This is a genomic window from Arthrobacter sp. AG367 (genome assembly GCF_007828995.1).
In the GTDB taxonomy this organism is placed as follows: domain Bacteria; phylum Actinomycetota; class Actinomycetes; order Actinomycetales; family Micrococcaceae; genus Arthrobacter.
In genome coordinates this window covers 41,418-59,819 of record NZ_VIVE01000002.1, presented here as the reverse complement: position 1 = coordinate 59,819, position 18,402 = coordinate 41,418, and the positions used below count along the sequence as shown (strand labels likewise).

The 18,402-nt window shown below is 63.3% G+C and carries 14 protein-coding genes and 1 pseudogene; 5 read left to right on the top strand and 10 right to left on the bottom strand.

Going from position 1 to position 18,402, the window contains the following annotated elements; translation table 11 throughout:
- Positions 1–344: 344 nt before the first annotated feature.
- The 3 genes and pseudogenes from FB478_RS07365 to FB478_RS07355 form a co-directional block, all read right to left on the bottom strand.
- Entirely contained in the window at positions 345–1,724 is a 1,380-nt protein-coding gene (locus FB478_RS07365) for a hypothetical protein (RefSeq protein ID WP_144600090.1), read from the bottom strand.
- Positions 1,725–2,657: 933 nt separating this feature from the next.
- Positions 2,658–3,182 (bottom strand): annotated as a pseudogene (locus FB478_RS07360) (ATP-binding cassette domain-containing protein); the annotation flags it as partial.
- A 21-nt stretch (positions 3,183–3,203) separates the two neighbouring features.
- Positions 3,204–4,256, bottom strand: a complete 1,053-nt coding sequence (locus FB478_RS07355) for an LLM class flavin-dependent oxidoreductase (RefSeq protein WP_144600089.1) — start codon at positions 4,254–4,256, stop codon at positions 3,204–3,206.
- Positions 4,257–4,398: 142 nt separating this feature from the next.
- Here FB478_RS07355 and FB478_RS07350 point away from each other — a divergent pair, with 142 nt between their 5' ends.
- Complete coding sequence (locus FB478_RS07350; protein ID WP_144600088.1) at positions 4,399–5,373, top strand: alpha/beta fold hydrolase; 975 nt, start codon at positions 4,399–4,401, stop codon at positions 5,371–5,373.
- 85 nt (positions 5,374–5,458) lie between these two features.
- On the opposite strand, the gene FB478_RS07345 is transcribed toward FB478_RS07350, so the two are convergent.
- From FB478_RS07345 to FB478_RS07320, 6 genes are all read right to left on the bottom strand, one after another.
- Entirely contained in the window at positions 5,459–5,965 is a 507-nt protein-coding gene (locus tag FB478_RS07345) for a gluconokinase (RefSeq protein ID WP_144600087.1), read from the bottom strand.
- Positions 5,965–6,276: a putative quinol monooxygenase gene (locus FB478_RS07340; RefSeq protein WP_144600086.1), complete on the bottom strand. Its 312-nt coding sequence runs from the start codon at positions 6,274–6,276 to the stop codon at positions 5,965–5,967. Before FB478_RS07340 ends, FB478_RS07345 begins: the two co-directional genes overlap by 1 nt.
- A complete protein-coding gene (locus FB478_RS07335) occupies positions 6,273–7,196 on the bottom strand; it encodes an NAD(P)-dependent oxidoreductase (protein WP_144600085.1) in 924 nt (307 codons plus the stop codon). Before FB478_RS07335 ends, FB478_RS07340 begins: the two co-directional genes overlap by 4 nt.
- A 3-nt stretch (positions 7,197–7,199) precedes the next feature.
- Positions 7,200–9,119, bottom strand: coding sequence for a TRAP transporter large permease subunit (locus FB478_RS07330; RefSeq protein ID WP_144600084.1), 1,920 nt, complete (start codon positions 9,117–9,119; stop codon positions 7,200–7,202).
- Between the two features lie 96 nt (positions 9,120–9,215).
- Positions 9,216–10,247 carry a DctP family TRAP transporter solute-binding subunit gene (locus tag FB478_RS07325; protein ID WP_144600083.1) on the bottom strand — a complete coding sequence of 344 codons (1,032 nt, stop codon included), beginning with the start codon at positions 10,245–10,247 and terminating at the stop codon, positions 9,216–9,218.
- A gap of 40 nt (positions 10,248–10,287) precedes the next feature.
- A complete protein-coding gene (locus FB478_RS07320) occupies positions 10,288–11,640 on the bottom strand; it encodes an NAD(P)H-dependent oxidoreductase (protein WP_018769920.1) in 1,353 nt (450 codons plus the stop codon).
- A 167-nt stretch (positions 11,641–11,807) separates the two neighbouring features.
- Here FB478_RS07320 and FB478_RS07315 point away from each other — a divergent pair, with 167 nt between their 5' ends.
- Positions 11,808–12,911 carry a LacI family DNA-binding transcriptional regulator gene (locus tag FB478_RS07315; RefSeq protein ID WP_261377378.1) on the top strand — a complete coding sequence of 368 codons (1,104 nt, stop codon included), beginning with the start codon at positions 11,808–11,810 and terminating at the stop codon, positions 12,909–12,911.
- Positions 12,912–13,290: 379 nt separating this feature from the next.
- Here the strand turns inward: FB478_RS07315 and FB478_RS21330 are convergent, their stop codons facing one another.
- Entirely contained in the window at positions 13,291–13,452 is a 162-nt protein-coding gene (locus FB478_RS21330; protein WP_261377362.1) for a hypothetical protein, read from the bottom strand.
- A 173-nt stretch (positions 13,453–13,625) separates the two neighbouring features.
- Here FB478_RS21330 and FB478_RS07305 point away from each other — a divergent pair, with 173 nt between their 5' ends.
- From FB478_RS07305 to FB478_RS07295, 3 genes are read left to right on the top strand one after another with little or no spacing between them, the layout of a single operon-like run.
- On the top strand, positions 13,626–14,531 hold the full coding sequence (locus FB478_RS07305; protein ID WP_186447758.1) for a TIM barrel protein: 906 nt from the start codon (positions 13,626–13,628) through the stop codon (positions 14,529–14,531).
- Complete coding sequence (locus FB478_RS07300; RefSeq protein WP_144600081.1) at positions 14,531–15,664, top strand: Gfo/Idh/MocA family protein; 1,134 nt, start codon at positions 14,531–14,533, stop codon at positions 15,662–15,664. Before FB478_RS07305 ends, FB478_RS07300 begins: the two co-directional genes overlap by 1 nt.
- Positions 15,661–18,384: a glycoside hydrolase family 38 C-terminal domain-containing protein gene (locus FB478_RS07295; protein ID WP_144600080.1), complete on the top strand. Its 2,724-nt coding sequence runs from the start codon at positions 15,661–15,663 to the stop codon at positions 18,382–18,384. The genes FB478_RS07300 and FB478_RS07295 overlap by 4 nt, the downstream gene beginning before the upstream one ends.
- Positions 18,385–18,402: the final 18 nt, after the last annotated feature.

The window sequence follows — 18,402 nt, the reverse complement described above, 5'->3', positions numbered from 1 at the left end:
CCACCGGCTAAACTCATCAAAGCCAAGCACTACCGCCCGGCCAAGATCGAAGCCTTGACCACCCCCCGACCAGGAGCCAGGGTCCGAGCTTTGCCGCACCGGGCTCACGCCAGACGAAGGCCTCTGGCGCCGCTAAGGATGGGCAGGACAAACACGCTACACCCGAGATTTACACATGTTTTGTCCCATAACCAGGAAGCATTTAGGACAACAAAAAAGGGAGGCGCGCCTAGGCGCGCCTCCCTCGAAGTATGAATCTACAGGTTCGGATCAGACATGATTTCTCCTATCGACTGTCCAAGGAAATTAGCACAACTAGGAGACGCCATCAACTGCTCGCGCCCCTATGCGGCTTCACTAGTAGCGCCAGCCCCATCTTGATTCACCTGCTGAGCTTTCGTCATGGATTGCTCTTCATACTCTCGGAGTTCGGCCAACAGTGGCCAGGTCAACCAGTGCCGTAGGGGCAACTCTTCGGAAGCGCGAAGCTTGACAGCGATCTGCAGCGCCGCCTCAAGTTCATCCAAGAGCGCGTGCTTTGCCAGCTTGAAAAGTGGCTCTAGTGCAGAGGTGTCCCACTCAACAATATGCTTTTTGCATGAATCAAACCGCCCAAGGCGTTTGTTAGCCAACCAGCCATTGACTTTGAATCGATAGCCAGCGCCCGAGTTCTTGAATGTGCTCGCATCGATTAATTCACTGATTTCTATTATTGCGGCATGTCGATCATGCTGGAGGAGATGGTAAGAAATCACACCTCCGACATAAGATTCCAAATGCTTCAATGATTCCATGTCCTTGACGAACTTGCGCCCGACCTCAAGCACAAGGTACGTGCCAATCGAAAGGACGCGGTCTGAGGCATGAAGGAGGTACTCGGGATCTACGCGCAGTTCCGTTCCCAGCACGTTTTTACCAGCCGCTGATTTACTTGCGGACACGTACTGGGCCGAAGCAATGCCGCCATTGTGCACGATCATGTGCCGACGTTGGAAAATCTCCCTAGTTGAGTCATTTTTGGCCAAGCTGGGTATGACCACATGAATCCTGCTGCCAAGAAAGTCCAGCCAGTCGTCATAACTCCCGTAAAGCAGCTTGTCGATAGTTTTGTTGATTTGGTTGGAGCGGAACGCATCAAGATCCCCGAACTCAACAATCTGAGCCCAAGTATATTTTGTCTCAGCATCATCGATGATCCGAGGATGTGCGCATATAGCCTCTCGAAGGAGGTTGCCCACCAGCACTTCGAAATCAGCAATTACACTCGTGAGCAGAGATGACCAAAGCCTACTTGAATGCGCTGCTCCACCTTGAAGAATAGCTGCGGATAGGGCAGAGGTGTACTCCCTCCAACAATCATCAGGTAAGCGATCGAAAACATCCCGCAATGCTTTCTTGTGCGCCTCGCTGTCCCTTTCAGGTCGAGATGCGCTATTTGGTTTATCGTCGCTTAGGCCCCCCGGGGCCGACCCCTCGAGTTCCACGCAAAACACATCCCATGCGTCTTCGAGCAGCTCTGGCTCTACATGTGGGAACTCCCGCTGAATTTTTTCCTTCGCGCGCTCTTTCTGGTCGTTAAGCTCTGCCTCTTGGCGCAAGATGAAATCAGAAGTGTATAGAAGGTCTTCTTGGTTTGACCGGAAGCGTTCCAACGTCCCGATGAGCTTGGACGCGAAAGCGTCCATCTCCCAAGGATCAGCGGCGCTGTCGTTTGAAGTAGCCATAATTGTCCCCCATCATTGATCACCGTCTAGTGTAATTCATTGCCTTTACAGTCACGATAAGAGGTGCAGTCAACGCTAAGCATGACGTCGGCAGGATACCTCGGCGGAGGTAACACAAACGGGCAAAACTTCACCGCCGCTGCCCTGCTCCATTGAAGAAGGTTAAAAATGTCGGCTGCTAGGATCCCTGAGCTTGAGGGCCTCGATGTACAGCAGTAGCCTGGGAGTGCCGCGCTTTTTGTCGATATACCCAGCAGTCAAATGCCGCTGACGCCAGAGCGGCCAAAGAAGAAATCCAGAGCAACTGGGGTTGTGGGTTGACGCGTGGGACATCAGTCGTCAACGACAGCACCGTCACGCACACCGCTACGGCTAGGAGAACACTCAGGACGGGTCGAACTAGTCTCCAAGGGCAGAACGAGAGTATTGTCCTGGCACCGGCGGTGACGGCCACAATTGCCGGAACGTTGACTGCACTTAGGTCAGTAAAGGCCGAGACAAGATCCAATCTCGAGGTGACATATAGGGTGAGCGTTAGAAACGCCATGGCAATGAAAGAATTTGTCAACCGCTGAATTCGTTCGGTGCGTGACTCACCTATTCCCCTTGCGCTAATAAAATCCAGAAACGAAGCGCGTGATCTCCTGCGTACCAATTTTCCCCCAAATAGTTTTTGTCGCTCATATCAAACTCAAAACTGCCGTCACCTCACGCATGAAACAATGGCGAACGGCCCAGCAGAACACCGACGCAAGCCAAAAGGCAGTGCTGCCAACCCATACTCATTATGCTTCACAAGAAACCAACCCGTTTGCATAACGCTCGGAGAGGTTGGCCCTGGACGAGGCATATGATCTCTTAGCCAGCAGGAGCCCCGGAACCTTTGCCGACCTAGGAGGAGCCAGCGTCTGGCTTCATTTGGAACGCAGCCCATCAGACCTCCGCCGCCGGCGCTTCAAACTGAGCCTCATACAGCCGCGCGTGTGCCCCGCAGGCAGCCAACAGCGAAGCGTGCGTCCCCTGCTCCACGTTCTGCCCGGCCTCTATCACCAGGATGAGGTCGGTCTCGCGAATTGTTGACAGGCGGTGGGCGATAACAAAGGAAGTCCGGTCGGACCGCAGGGCACATCGCCTTCTGCACCAGCACCTCGGTCCTGGTATCCACAGACGACGTCGCCTCATCCAGGATCAGCACCGAAGGCCGGGGCCAGGAACGCCCGCGCAATGGTCAGCAGCTGTTTCTCGCCCGCGGACACGTTGGAGCCCTCGTCGTCGGTAGCACCCCAGCTGCGCCAGCGGCATAATGACCTGCCGCGAGTAGTGGATGAACGCCTGCACATCGCCCAGCTGCATCGCCCCGGACGCCACCTGCAGCCCGCCCACCACGGCAATACCCACGTACACCAGGTCCCCGATGAACGTCATGGCTGCCATGATCAGCCCAGAAATGAACTGCGCCATGCAACCCCCGGACCGGCACTAAGATGCCGGCTGCTCGCCTCCGGCCGGGGCCCACCCCAAGGCTGGCCCCAACTTGCCCGCTATGTCGGTCAGGATCTGGACGTAGTCCTCGTGCTCAAAACTGAAAGGCAGGGCGAACGCCACCTCATCCACTTCCTGGAAACCAGCGTGCGCGTACAGCTGCTCGGCAATCTCCTCGCTGGTTCCAATGAGATCAGCCGCGAACATCATGCCCCTCGGCCCCTGCGGCGCAGCAGTCCGTGGAGTGCGCTCGTCCACGTACCGCTGGTACTTCTCCCGCTGGGCAGGAGTCGCCGAGTCAGTCGGGATCACCACCAGGCCCTGCGACACCCGAGCCCCAGCTCGTCCCGCGGCTGCAGCAGCCTCCCGGAACGCCCGGATCTGCGACTGCTGGACCAAAGCGAAGTCCGGTTCCTGGTCCTTGTCCGGAAAGATTACGCTGCTGGACAGCAGGTTGAAGCCGTTGGACCCCGCCCACACCGCGGATTTCGTACTCCCGGCCCCGTACCAAAGCCGGTCCCGCAGGCCGGGCGAATGCGGCTCCACCCGGTTGGAGAACTCCTCCACCACACCCTGCTTACCGGAAAACTCCCGCACCGGTTCCCCGGCAACCAAGCGCGCAAATCGCTCCACCCGGGCGTAGCTGAAGTCCTCCACATCCGCCGTGTCCGGGTACAACTCATGCTTCACCGTGTCGTACTGCATCGGCTCCCCCACGCTCACGCCGGGGTTGATCCGTCCACCGGCGAGCAGGTCCACGGTGGCCAGGTCCTCGGCCAGGCGCAGAGGGTTTTCCCAGCCCAGCGGCGTCACCGCAGTGCCCAGTTCAATCCGCGAGGTGCGCTGGCTCGCCGCAGCCATCACCGCCACAGGGGAAGAAATCCCGAACTGCAGGTGGCGGTGGCGCAGCCAGGCACTGTCGAACCCCAGCCGCTCCCCCAGCTCGATGATCTGCAACGTGGACTCGTGGCCCGCAGCCGGGTTTGCCGGATCAAACAAACCAATGGTCAGAAACCCCAGCTTGCGCAGGGGACGGTTGGGGTGCGGCATCGGCTTCCTTCAAAGCGGCGGACGGGGCTGGTTTCAGACTAGGCGGAAGCCCCTTAAATGAACCAGCAAGCATTGACGCACATGACGGCCTTGTGGTTAGGCTCACCACGAGCCAGCGACGGCGCCGCCACAGGAGGAATACATGTCATTGCAGGAAATCGAATTCACGTCCGCCAACGGCCGCGACAAAATCCAGGCCTGGGTCTACGAGCCCATCGGCCAACCCAAGGCCATCGTGCAGCTCATCCACGGGCTCGGCGAGCACTCCCGCCGCTACCTCCACCTCATCTCCACCCTGGTGGACGCGGGATTCATCGTGGTGGCAGGCGACCACTCCGGGCACGGGCGCACCGCGATGCAGCAGGGCACCTGGGGCGACGCCGGCGAGGACGCCGCCAGCGTGGTGGTGGCGGACGAGGTCACCCTCCAGGCCATAGCCAGGGAGGCACTCCCCCCGCTCCCGTACGTGGTGTTCGGCCACAGCTGGGGCTCCATGATCGCCCGCGGCCTGGCCGTCGATCCAGGTGCGCAGCTTTCGGGCCTGATCCTCTGCGGAATCGCCGCCCAAATGCGGGGCATCGAGAAAAGGATCAACCGGCCGGAACTGGCACGGCTTGCCTCCGGCGAGCGCGCCGCGGACCCCGCGCCCGAGGAACTGGTGGGCCAGTTGTTCGACGGCTTCCTGGGCCGCCTGGGAGAAAACGCCGGCCCCACCGCCTGGGTGGCGCTGGACGCCGACGTCGTCACGGACCACGGTAGGGACCCCTTCAACAACTTCGGCGCACCCCTGAGCGCGCGGTTCCTGCAGGGCTTCGTGGACCTCTACGATCAGGTCACCTCGGACGACTGGTACAAACAGCTCCCCGCGGACCTCCCCGTGCTGATCCTCGCCGGCGACCAGGACCCCGTGACCAACTACGGCGAAGGCGCCTACCACGTGGCAAACCGCCTTGCCGATTCAGGCCACGCGGACGTCCGCACCCGCGTCTTCCCCGGCGTCCGGCATGAAGTGCACAACGAACCCACCACCCGCGCAGAGACAGAGCGCGAGACGGTCGAGTTCATCCAGCGTGTCACCCAGCGGCAGGACTCCCCCACACCGTCAGCTGCAGGCTGACGGTCCCCGAGAAAAGCACCCCGCTGGAAGGTTCGACGGCGGCACTCACCCGCCGCCGTCGTCGTACCTTCCAGCAAGGGGAGGCTCAGTCCGCTGCTGATTGCTCCAGCAGCCGTCGGATGCGTTCGACGGTTGGGTCGATGCCCCCTGTTGACTCGACCATCAGGCCGGATTCGTCGGTCTGCAGCTCCTCCAGGGTTTCCAGCTGGGACGTGAGCAGCGAGGCCGGCATGAAATGCCCGGGGCGTTGGGTGAGGCGGTCCTGCAGTGCCGGCCTGTCGGCTTTCAGCAGGATGAACGTGGTGGCAGGCGCGGCCGTCCGGATGGCGTCCCGGTAGCTTCGTTTCAGTGCTGAGCAGGCAACAATGGTTGGTTTTTCGGTGCTGGCGGACAGCTTGGTACCCACCAGGTGCAGCCACGGCCATCGGTCCTCATCCGTGAGGGGAACGCCCGAAGCCATTTTCCTGACGTTTGCTTCCGGGTGCAGGGTGTCGCCATCAACGAAGCTGGCGCCGAGCCGGGTGGCGAGCGCCTGGCCCACGGAGGATTTCCCTGCACCGGAGACCCCCATCACCACGATGCTCTGGGGCATTACAGGGCGCCCTGCCGGGCGGTGCCGGCGGGAATGGGCGTCAGGCGGGTGACCTCGACGGGTTCGGCCAGGAGTCCTTCGAGGGAGGCGTTGAGCCGCTTCACGGCGTCCCCCACTCCGTGGGCGTCGAGCAGCTCGGCGCTCTCCCATTTCTCAATCATGACGATCTGGCCGTTCGGCGCATCGTGGATGGCGTACAGAAGGCATCCGGTTTCCTCGTGGACCTCGGCGATGGCGGGCTTGAGGGCCGCGGCAACCTGGTCGCGGGCGCCGTCGTTGGGCGTGAAGACTGCAGTGACGACGATGGTCATGATGGTTCCTTTACTCGATTGCTGGTGATGCTCAGATAAATGCCTGTGTGGTCAAGGTCCCCGAGGCCCTCGGTGACCATTGTTTGGAATGCCGATGTGAGGGTGTTGGCGACCGGCAGTGCGAGTCCGGCCTCCGCGGCCGCCTCCGTGACAAAGCGCAGGTCTTTGAGCTGGTTTTTGGCCGAACCGCCACCGTGGAAGTCCCCTGAAACCCAGCGTTCGCCTTTTTGCTGGAGGACTTCAGAGTTGGCCAGGCCGCCCTTGAGGATGGCCTGGACCTTTTCCAGGTCCAGGCCGGACGCCTTCGCCAGCGCCATGGATTCCGACAGGGCGGTGACCGTGGCGGCCACCACGATCTGGTTGCAGGCTTTCATCATGGCCCCGGCGCCGGCCTCCCCGAACCACATGACCGTGGAGCTGTAGAGCTTGAAAAGCGGCGTCAGCCACTGGACTACGCCCTGGGGCCCACCCGCCATGACGCTCAGCCGGCCCTCCTCCGCCCCGATGGTCCCGCCACTGAGCGGGGCATCGATGACCACCACCCCGTAACGGGACTTGCAGTGGGCTGCGAAGGCGGCGACCGCGGTGGGGGACACGGTGCCGTGGATGACCAGGACAGGTTCAACCACGCCTGCCCGCGCCCACCCCGCGAGCAGGCCGTCCTCGCCCTCCAGGAGTGCTTCGACCTGGGGCAGGTCCGGCAGCACGGTGAGGACAACATCCGCCGCGGCATCCGCTGGCCGCGGGGCTACTGTCCCCTCTTCGATGGCTTCGGCTTTCGGGATCGTGCGGTTCCACAGCGTCAGGGGTACCCCGGCGTTGATGATGTTCCGGGCGATGGGGGCTCCCATGGGACCGGTGCCGAGCAGCGAGACGGAGACACCGGGATCGAGCGGCGAGGGAGGTTTGGTTTCTGTCATCGGTTAGAAGGGGATCAGGCCGGCGAGGGCGGGAAGGAAGGTGCTGAACCAGGGCACGGCGGCGAGGACGAGGAGGCCGACGAACACCGCTACCAGGTAGGGCCAGAAATGTTTGAGGCTGTTTTCCACGGTTTCGCGGGCGGTGGCGCAGGCGACGTAGAAGCCAACCCCTGCCGGCGGGGCGAAGGAGCCGATGCCCATGGAGATGATGAGGACCATGGCGTACTGCACGGGGTTGACACCGAAGTCGGTGGCGATCGGCAGCAGCAGGGGCGCGAAGATGAGCACTGCGGGCAGGCCTTCGAGGAGCTGGCCCATGATGATCAGCAGCACCACGGTGAAGAGCATGAACAGGATGGGGGAATCGCCCAGCCCGGACATCAGGTCGTGGATCTGCTGCGAAACGCCGGCCAGGGCGAGGGTCTGGGCCAGGGGCGACGCCGCGGCGATGATGAACAGCACCATGCCCGCCGTCGTGGTTGTTTCACGCAGGGTGTCTCCGAGAAGGCGCCGGCTGCCGCGGCGGTAGGCTGCCGCGAGCACGAAGGCGTAGGCGACGGCGACCGAGGAAACCTCCGTGGGGGTGGCGAATCCGCTGAGGATCCCCACCACCATGCCCACGGGCAGCAGGAGCGTGGGCAGGGCGAAGAAGGTGGCTGTGCCCCGGGCCCGCCACGTGGCCTTGGCGCTTGGCACGCCGCCCTGCTTACGCGCCCTTAGGAACACCAGTGCCATGACCACCAGGGCGAGGAAGGCTGCCGGCACGAAGCCCGCAAGGAAGAGGGTGGTGGTTGAGATGGTGGTGATGGAGCCCAGGATGAGCAGGACGATGCTGGGCGGGATGGTTTCGCCCATGATGGCTGACGCCGACAGCACGGCGACCACTTCGCCGCGCGGGTACTTACGCTCTTCGAGCATGCCGCGCATGGTGGTGCCCACTGCTGCGACATCGGCGACCTTGGAGCCGGAGATACCGGAGAAGATGTACATGGTGACCACCACCACCTGCAGCAGGCCGCCGCGGAGATGCCCGATCAGCGCATCGACGAGCTTGGCCAGCGGCAGGGTAAGGCCGGCCGAGTTCATGACGGTGCCGGCCAGGATGAAGAACGGGATGGCCAGCAGGACGAATCCCTTGGCTCCGGACGCCATGCCGATGGGGATGGCGCTTACGTCGGAAATGCCGCCGAGGTACAGGTAGATGCCGGAGGCGAGGGCCAGGACAAACGCAATGGGCAGTCCCAGGAACAGCAGGCCGAACAGGGCCACGAGGACCACCACGAGCAGGACGTTCGGTGAGGCGTAGTAGAACAGCGGCGGGGAAATCAGGACGACGGCGACGAGGGCGGCTGCGATTCCGGCACCGACGACGGCGGGACGCCAGGCCTGGCGCCGAAGTTTGACCAGGGCAAACCAGGCGATGAGGACCATGCCCACCGAGAAGGGCAGGTTGACCCAAAACACGGGGAGTTGAAGGATCGGTGTCTTTTCCTCGACCTGCTGGACCAGGGTGGGCACGAACAGGGCAAGCGCGCCGGCGCTCATGACAAAGACGAGCCAGTCGACCAGCGCGGCGAGGTACGGCTTCCAGGTTGCGGGCAGGCGCATGATGAGCGCCTGGACGGACATGTGTGCGCCTTTCGGGTAGGCGATGGCGCCGCCGATGAAGGCAATGGTCAGCAGGGCAATCTCGGACACTTCCTGTGTCCAAAGCACGGAATCACCGGTAATGAGGCGGACGGTGATGTTCAGGAGGATGACCACGAGTTCCGCGAGAATCGCCGCTCCCACAATCCCTTCGAGCGTCTTGTCGAGCCAAGCTGCGCCGCTCCAGCGCTCTGGCACGTGGTCGTGGTGAAGGATTTCCTCCGCTTCGAGGGGAAGGACTTCCTCGTAGTCCTGGGGAGCAACGGTGGGTTTCATGGTTTTCCAGACTGTCGACATTGATAGCGGGATGTGTGTGGGGAGTGGGGTGTTGGTACGGGTGGGAGCCGACTTGTGGGCTCCCACCCGTCCTTGCTACTTCTTGCCGGCGAAGGCGATGGCCTGGTCGAAGAATTCCTTGCCGATGAGCTTGGAGAACTCCGGGTAGAGGCTTTGGGAGGTGGCCTTGAACTCGGCGAGCCCGGACGCGCTGAGCTCGTTGGCCTTCATGCCCTTGGCTGCCAGTTCATCCAGCTGCTTCTTGGACTGTTCCTCGTCATAGCCGGTTTTGAAGGTTGCCGTTTCCTCTGAAGCGGCGGTGAGTGCCTTCTTCTGGTCATCCGTGAGGGAATCCCACTTCTTCGATGACAGTGCCAGCACCCAGGCGTCGTTGATGTGGTTGGTCATTGAGACGTATTTCTGCACCTCGGAGAACTTGTTCGTCCAAGGGACCTCAATCGGGTTTTCCTGGCCGTCGATCGTTCCGGTCTGCAGGCCGGTAAAGACCTCGGAGAAGGCCATGGTCGTGGGGCTTGCGCCCAGCTTGCCGAAGAAGTCGGTCCACAGGGTGTTGCCCGGCACCCGGATCTTCAGCCCCTTCAGGTCGGAAGGCTGTTCAATCGGGCGCACGGAGTTGGTGATCTCGCGGCCGGTCCGGGTCAGGAAGGCGAGTGCCACGGTGTCCTTTGCCGCCAGCTTGTCTTTCAGGACCTTTCCAGGTTCTCCAGCCAGGAACTTTGCCTCTTCCTTGGTGTCCGAGAAGAGGTAGGGGATGCTGATGCCGTTCATTTCCGGCACCACCGAGGCGTAGACGGAGGTGGACAGGATGAGTCCGTCGAGTGATCCGCCCTGCAGCCGGGTCACGGCCGCGTTCTGGTCCCCGCTGAAGCTCGTGCCGTTGGGTACCACGGTGACCTGGACGGAACCGTTGGAGGTCTTCTTGACCTGGTCGGCGAAGTGCTGGGCGGTGACGCCGACCGAGGACGTCAGCGGATCGGGGATGGAGAGCTGGATCTTGGCCACCGGGGCGCTTTGGCCGGCGGGGGTTCCGCCTGCACAGCCGGACAGCAGGGCGGCGGCCAGGCTGGTTGCCAGTACCCCGGTCATGGCGCGGGTCTTGAAGTTCATTCGATGCCTTTCTTCATTGGAAGGATGCGGTGGTACTGGTTCAGGAGACGGTGACGGGGGCGGAAATCAGCGCTTCGGTTTCGCGGCGGAGTTCCAGCGCTTGGGACAGGGAGTCATCAATGATGACATCGTCCCAACCAACGATCGCTCCCTTGGGCACATCGTTACGCAGCTCCACGTGGTGGGCCAGGGCGACGGGGAGGGCGCCGGTGGAGACCGAGTGCTTGGCGGAAACCAGCTTGCCCCACACCGTGAAGCCGCCTTCGCCGTCGAGGAATTCACCGGCCTTGAGGTCTTTCTTGGCGGTAGCGACCACATCGCCATAGAAGCCGACGGGCCCGCCGGTGGGGATGCCGCGGAGGGCTGCGTTGGCGATGGACATGTTCAGTTCGAGGCCTACGTAGTGGTAGGGGCGGTACAGGGCGGCGTACTGGCCGGTGGGGTCCGGGTGCCAGGGGTATTCGTTGAAGCAGCCGGAAACGTAATTGTTGGTTGCCTTGACGACGACGAAGACGCCCTCCTGGGTGTTGTGGCTGATCCAGCTGCCGTCGCGGTTGACGCTGGACATGACGTCAACGCTTCCTTCGTGGGCGAGGGAACCGCCGACGGCGGCCGGGCGGCAGATGGTGGCGATCTCTTCAACGTTGCCCGGTGTGAAGCTCAGGCCGGAATCGGAGGGGGCCAGCCCCGCGCCGTTGGCCACCGCCGCCATTTCGATGGCGGCCTTGGTGCCGTCGCGGAACGAGGTGTGCATGTAGGGGTTGAGCTGGCCGGAGTCGGTCAATTCCTTGGAGAACTCCCAGTTCTCCCAGACGTTGTCCGGGTTCATCTCGTGGTAGTGCTCCAGGTATTTTGCGCCCTTGCCGGCGCAAACCACATCAAAGCCGCTGGTGCGGGCCCAGTCGACGAGTTCCATGATGAGGGCCGGCTGGTCCCCGTAGGCCATGGAGTAGACCACGCCTGCTTCCTCGGCCCGCTTGGCCAGCGCAGGGCCGGCAAGGGCATCAGCTTCGACGGTCACCATGATGATGTGCTTCTTGGTTTCGATTGCCTTCAGGGCGTGCTTGATGCCGACGATCGGGTTACCGGTGGCTTCGACAATGACGTCGATGTCCACGTCGAACAGTTCGTCAGCGTTGGCGACGATGGCGGTGGAGCGGTCCTTCAGCGCCGTAGCGATATCGGGAGCTACCTGGGAGGCAGGCCAGTCCACCAGCTCGAAGGCCCCCTGCGCCCGCTTGACGTTGATGTCGGCAATGGCAACAACGTGGATGCCGGGGATGTTGTTGGCCTGCGCCAGGTACATGGTCCCGTAGCGGCCGGCGCCGATCAGTCCAACGCGGATGGGACGGGACTGCTGCTCACGCTCGCTGAGGAGTTTATGAAGGTTCACGGGAATCTCTCTAGGGGGTGCTTGGCCAAAGAAAAGCACCTCCGGCTCGCCGGATGGCACAACTTCTTTGTCGCTTTTTATGGGAAAACCGTCCGGAGTGGAACCGGTTCCACTTTTGTACCAGCTGCTGATAAGCTGTGTCAACGATCACCTTCCAGCCCGGCGTCATGCAGCAAACGGCTGAAAGAAATCGCGTAGGTCATAACCACGAAGGTCTTGTGTCTCAAGGAGGAGCGGTGCGCAAAGCGCCTACCATTCGCGACGTAGCGTCTGCTGCGGGAGTATCCGTCTCTGTGGTCTCACGGGTACTGAACCCGGAGTCGGGACCGGTCGCACCCGCAAAGAGGCAAGAGGTCTTGAGGGTCATCGATGAACTGGGTTACCGGCCCAGGGCGGCAGCGCGTGAACTCAGCGCCGGGCATGCACTCACCATCGGCCTGGTGGTCACCGATCTCTCCAACCCGTTCTTCGCCCGCCTGGCGGACAGGATCGTCTGGGAGGCACGCAGCCATGGCGTGCAGGTGGTGTTGATGACCACGCAGGAGGATCCGCACCTGGAGGCGGACTCCCTGGATACGTTGCTGGACCGGTCGGTCAGTGGCGTCATTGCCACTCCCACCGGGGGCAACATCGAAAAATGGAGGCGCCTGCGCGACCTCGGCGTCAATGTCGTCTTCATCGACCGTGCCATCGAAGAACTCGAAGATGTCGATGTTGTCAGCATCGAAAACTTTGACTCGGGACAACGCTCAACCGAGCATCTCATCAGCCTGGGCCATACCCGGATCGGGCTGATCACGGGCCCGCTAACCACCTCAACCGGGAGTGCGAGGTTGAACGGCTACAGGGCTGCACACCGGAACGCCTCCCTGCCAGTAGACCCCACGCTGATACGTGACGTACCTTTTCGCGGGGACGCGGGCGGGGACGCCGTAGGATCGCTGCTTGCGATGCGCCAGCCGCCAACAGCACTCATCGTTGCCAACACGGCACAGGTGCAAAGTTCAGTCCGCAGGCTCGTCCAGATGGGCACTGACATCCCCGATCAGCTTTCGCTCATTGTCTTTGACGACAATCCCTGGACTGAACTTACCTCTCCCCCGCTGAGCGTCATCCGCCAGCCGCTCGACATGCTCGCCGTTCACGCCATCGAGCTGGTGCTCGGACGGATGCAGGGGAAGCTCCCGGAGGGTGCCCGCCGCATCGAAGTCAAAGCGGACTACCTGCCGCGCAACAGCTGCGCGCCCGTTACCGCCCCGGTCGCGCGCTAAGGGCCTCCAGGGTCCCGGAAGCACCTCCAATGGAAGGTTCGACGGCGGCACTCACCCGGCGCCGTCGTCGAACCTTCCAGCAAAACCAGCCGGTCACGTCAGGTGTGGGTAGCTTTCTGCTGCCAGCGGGACAGGCGTGCGAACGTGGGGCCAGCCGGCGGCGGGATTCTGGCTGGGTCGGCGCCCGGCCGGCGTCGGCGCAGTTCCAGCGCCAGCGCCTCCTGTCCGCGCGCCATCGCCCACCGGTGGTTCGCGGCAAATGCCGGCTTGAGCAGCCAGCCCAGCCGCCGCAGCAGCGGTTTGGAGGAAGAACGCCTTCCCGGTGCCGTCCGGGTTGCCCGGGATCCAACTTCTCAACAGTCAGATACACCGACGGCCATCAGCGGGGAAGGGTGCCGGCATCGCCCAGGATGTCCGTGACCCTCCGCGGGGTTCCCGCCACCCGCCAGACGGTCAGGAATTCGTAGTCGGTGCTGCTGTTCGAAGTGTCGGCCATTGGTGCCTCCACGGCGAGGATGAATAGGCGGCCCACGGTACTCACGCCGTTGTTTGTGATCAACGGGCCGCCACCAGACCTCTTACTCAACTAAATTGATTTAGTGGTCCAGTGTGGGCTAGATTACTTTTGTCCAGACTTGGTCCCTCCTGGCCGCTCAAGCTGCCGGCTCACTGGGGCCACCACGACTTTCCCTTTTGCCTTGCGAGGAGTTTCCCTTGATCGGAGTTGCGGGTGCACCCGTGAGTTTTGGCGTCTTTGACCTGGGCGCGACGGCAGGAGGCCGCTTGCCCGGGCCGGACGAGGTCTGCGCGGTTCTGAATAAACACGGGTATACGGGGATCGATCTGGGACCGGTCGGATTCCTCGGACGGGACGGTGAACTCCGCAGCCGGTTGAAGCAGCACGGCCTGTCCCTCGCCGGCGGCTGGATCGACCTTCCCTTCACCGACGACGACGCCTTCGCAGCCGCCGTACCCTCCCTCACGGCAGCCCTGGACGTCTTCGAAGAAGCCTCTGATGGCGTACAGGGTCACCCACCGCTGCCAACCCTGGCGGACAGTGGGTCCGACCGTCGCCGGGCCAACCCGGGTGGAGGCCCGGACGTGGCCCTCGACGACGGCGGCTGGGCCACGCTGGCCCGGAACGTCGCCGCCGCGGCACGCCTTGTCAGGGACCGCGGCTTTGAACCCACGTTCCACCACCACGCCTGCACCCACGTGGAGACGCCCGACGAAATCGAACGGTTCCTCGACCTCACGGACGTGGGCCTCACGCTGGACACCGGCCACCTCATTCTTGGCGGCGGTGACCCGGTGGAAAGCCTCGGGCTGTGGGGTGAACGGATCAACCACGTCCACATAAAGGATGCCCGGGCCGACGTTCTGCGCGCCGTGGTCAGGGACAAAGGGGACATGCGTGATGTCTGGGCCGGGAAGGCGTTCGTGCCTCTGGGCGACGGTGACCTGGACGTGGAGGGGTTCATGGACGGCCTCGTCCGGACAGGCTATGACGGCTGGCTGGTGCTGGAGCAGGACTCTATACCCCAGCCTGACGACGACCCCGATCTTGCCGACAAACACCATGCCATCAACCGGAACGTACTCAGAAAGTGGATCCCCTAATGACTTTGCTTCGAATCGGAGTTGTGGGATTGGGCGCCGTTGCCCAGTCCGTGCACCTTCCCCTGATCACAAGGCGATGGGATCTGTTCGACCTTGTTGCGGTGGCAGACCTCTCCCCCGCCCTGCTTGCCCGGGTGGGAGCCCAATACGGCATCCCGGCCACGCAGCAGTACCAAAACCTGGCCGACATGCTGGAAGGTGAGGACCTGGACGCCGTCGTGCTGTTGACCTCCGGATCCCACGGCCAACCGGCGCTGCAGTGCATCGAAGCGGGGGTGGCCGTGCTGTGCGAGAAGCCACTGGCGTTCTCCCTCGGCGAGATCGAACTCCTGCGCAAAGCCGAGCAGGGCCAGGGCAGGCCTATGCTCCTGCTCGGCTATATGAAGGAGTACGACCCCGCCGTCGTGACCCTGAAGGAACGGTTGCCGGGCCTGAAAGACACGCGGTACGTCAACGTGGAAGTGCTCCACCCTGCCGGCTCCGCGCAGCTGGCCTTCGCCAACCTCCACCCGGGAGCCCGGGACGTCCCCGCCGACGTGCTGTCCGGGCTGGTGGAAGCCGATGAACACAAGCTGGACGCAGCCCTGGGCAAAGACAGCCCCGCCCTGCTGCGGCGGCTCTACTCAAACGTCATCCTTGGCAGCCTGATTCATGACATCGCGGTAGTGCGTGCGCTGGTAGGCCCCTTGCAGGCAGTTGATGCCGTCCATTACTGGGCGGGACAGGACGACCCGGGGTCCATCGAAATAGCTGCGACAGCAGCCGAAGGTGTCCGCGTGCACTTCAACTGGCATTACCTGGCAGATTACCCCGTGTACCGCGAAACCGTGACCGTCCACCACACCACGGGCAGCGGAAAATTGGAATTCACCGTCCCCTACCTCCTCAACGCCCCCACCAGGCTGCAGATCACCGAGAAAGCCGGCGGCGGGGTCTCCGACTCCGTTTTCGCCGACGTCACGGAAGCGTTTGAGCAGGAACTCGTCGCCTTCCACCGGATGGTGGACGGTCAAGAGAAGCCTCCCACCGGGATCGCCGAAGGTGAGGCGGACGTCAGGGTTGCCCAGCTGATCGCCACAGCCCTGGCCGCGTCCCTGCAGTTCTCCCTCGGCGGAGAGGCGGCCTCGGCATGACCCCGGCGGAGGAGACCGGCATCGTCCTGGTGCCCCACACGCACTGGGACCGGGAGTGGTACGAACCCTTCCAGGTGTTCCGCTTCAAGCTTGTCCAGATGTTCGACACCGTCCTGAAAATGGCGGAGGAAGACCCGCGGTTCAGGTTCACCCTTGACGGCCAGACGGCTGCCATCGAGGACTATCTGGAAATCCGGCCGGAAAACGAAGAGCGGGTCCGCGCCGTGGTGGCCAGCGGCCAACTGGCGCTGGGCCCCTGGCAGATCCTGCTTGACGAATTCCTCTGCTCGGGCGAGACCATCATCCGCAACCTCCAAATGGGCATGGCGGGTGCCCGGCGGCTGGGCGGGTACATGAACGTGGGCTACCTGCCGGACATGTTCGGCCACGTGGCCCAAATGCCGCAGATCCTTAGCCGGGCCGGCATCGCCCACGCCTGCCTCTGGCGTGGAGTGCCATCAAAAGCTTCCGGGCATTCGTTCAAGTGGGAAGCTCCAGACGGATCATCCGTCCGGGTGGAATACCTCTTCGACGGATACGGCAGCGCCCTGGACCTCCTGGCCATTCCCGAACACATCCCGCACGCATTGGGGGAATACCGGCAACAAACCGCCGAAAGGTACCGCGGCGACCCCATCCTGGGCATGGTCGGCACCGACCACATGCCGCCCGACACGGCACTGATGCGGCACGTGGACACCTACAATTCATCCGCCTTCCCCATCCGCGTCGGCACGCTGGAGGACTACGTGTCGGCGTACGACCCGGACGATGAACGCCTGGAGGCAGTGCGCGGGGAACTCCGCTCCCATGCCCGGGGCAACATCCTTCCGGGTGTCTTCTCCATCCGCCGCAACCTCAAGATCGCGATGGCCACGGCCGAGCGCATGGTCCTGGACGCCGAACGGCTGGCAGCATCCCACCTGGGCGTCGACTTCGAGCCCTTCATCAGCATGTCCTGGCGCCGCATCATCGAATCCACCGCGCACGACTCCGTGGTGGGCTCCGGCACGGATGAGACCGTTAGCCAGGTAGAGGCCCGGCTGCACGAGGCAGCCCAGATTGCCCGCGCAGCCCGCGACGAAGTGGCCCTCACGGTGGCCGGCAGCATCCCCAGCGACGCGTTCGTGGCCTTGAACACCTTGGCCGCGGACCGCAACGTGGTGGTCGAACTCGACGTACCCGCCCCGGACGCAGGAATGCCGGTGGCCGCCATGACCGGCGATGGCACCCTGCTGCCGGTGCAGGAAACCGGGCACGCCCCCACCATGCTCGGTGATGAAACCATGGACGCCTCGGTCCTGGTGGAACGCATGATGAACCGCATCCACGGTCGCGAATTGTTCGGCCAGCTCATCGAGCAGTACCGGGTGGCACCGTATTCCCTCGAGTTCGATGTGGCCCAGGTGCCCACAGCCCCGGTGTTCGACATCGTCGCGTTCAAAGCCGAACTGGCAGCCGCCGTCGAGGCCCACCCGGGCGACTGGAAAGTCCGGATCGTCGCCGAACCAAGGCGCCGGGTGCTAGTGGACGTCCCCGTCGCGGCCATGGGGATTACCCCGTTCAAGGTCTTCCAGGCAGAGCGCCCCGAGCCGGAGCACATATCCTGCGACGACGGCATCCTGGACAACGGACTCGTCTCGGCGCGCATCGGCCCGGACGGGGACATCACCCTCACCGGCGCGGACGACACCGTCCTGCACGGTATCGGACGGCTGGTTGACGGCGGAGACTGCGGGGACAGCTACAACTACGGCCCTCCGGCCATGGACAGCATCGTCAGTGAGCCTTCCCGGGTGGCCCTGGAGGTTGTCGAACGCGGCCCCGTGCGCGCAGTCGTCAAGGTCACCAGGCATTACTCCTGGCCGCGTTCCCTTGACCGCAGCATGGGGAGCCGGGACAACGACACCGTCGACGTTCCAGTCCACACGTTCGTGGAACTGCGCCGCGGGGAACCGTTCCTGAGACTTCGCGTCCAGTTCACGAACGAGGCTGCAGACCACCGGCTGCGGATGCACATCCCGCTGCCGTCCCCCGTGGAATCCTCCGCGTCGGAAGGCCAGTTCGCCATCACCGCCCGTCCGCTTACCGCAGAGGGCGGCGGCGGCGAATTTCCGCTTCCGACGTTCCCCGCCTACACCTTCGTGTCCGCGGGACCAGCCACCGTGCTCCTGCACGACGCCACAGAGTATGAGGTGGTGGAGGGAAAGGAACTGGCCCTGACGCTGCTGCGTGCCGTGGGATCGATCAGCGTCAACGTGCACCCGCTGCGTGACGAACCGGCCGCCTCAGAGATCCCCATCCCGGGCGCCGAAGAAGCAGGTACGCAGGTGGACGTCGAATTCGCGGTGATGGCCTCAGCCCAGGGTTACCGCAACGCGGACGCGGTCCAGCTCGCGGACCACTTCAACGCACCCGGTCTGGCCGTACGCGGCCGGGGCACCCCGGGCCCCTCGGTTCCGGACCCCACGGAAGGACTGCGGCTCAGGGGTGACGGCATCCGGCTGAGCAGCATGCGCCAGGTGGGCAACGACGTCGAAATCCGTGTTGTCCTGCTGGCCGAACAGCCCACCGGTGGCGTCGTCACCGGCCCCTTCAGCGGCGTGTCCACCGTTGACCTGACAGGCCGGACGTTGGCAGCGGAACCGGCTGATGGTGAGTACAAGTTCGAGCTGGATCCGTGGGAGATCCGCACACTGCGCCTGACCCCCAGGACTTAATTACGGCAACAGATACGC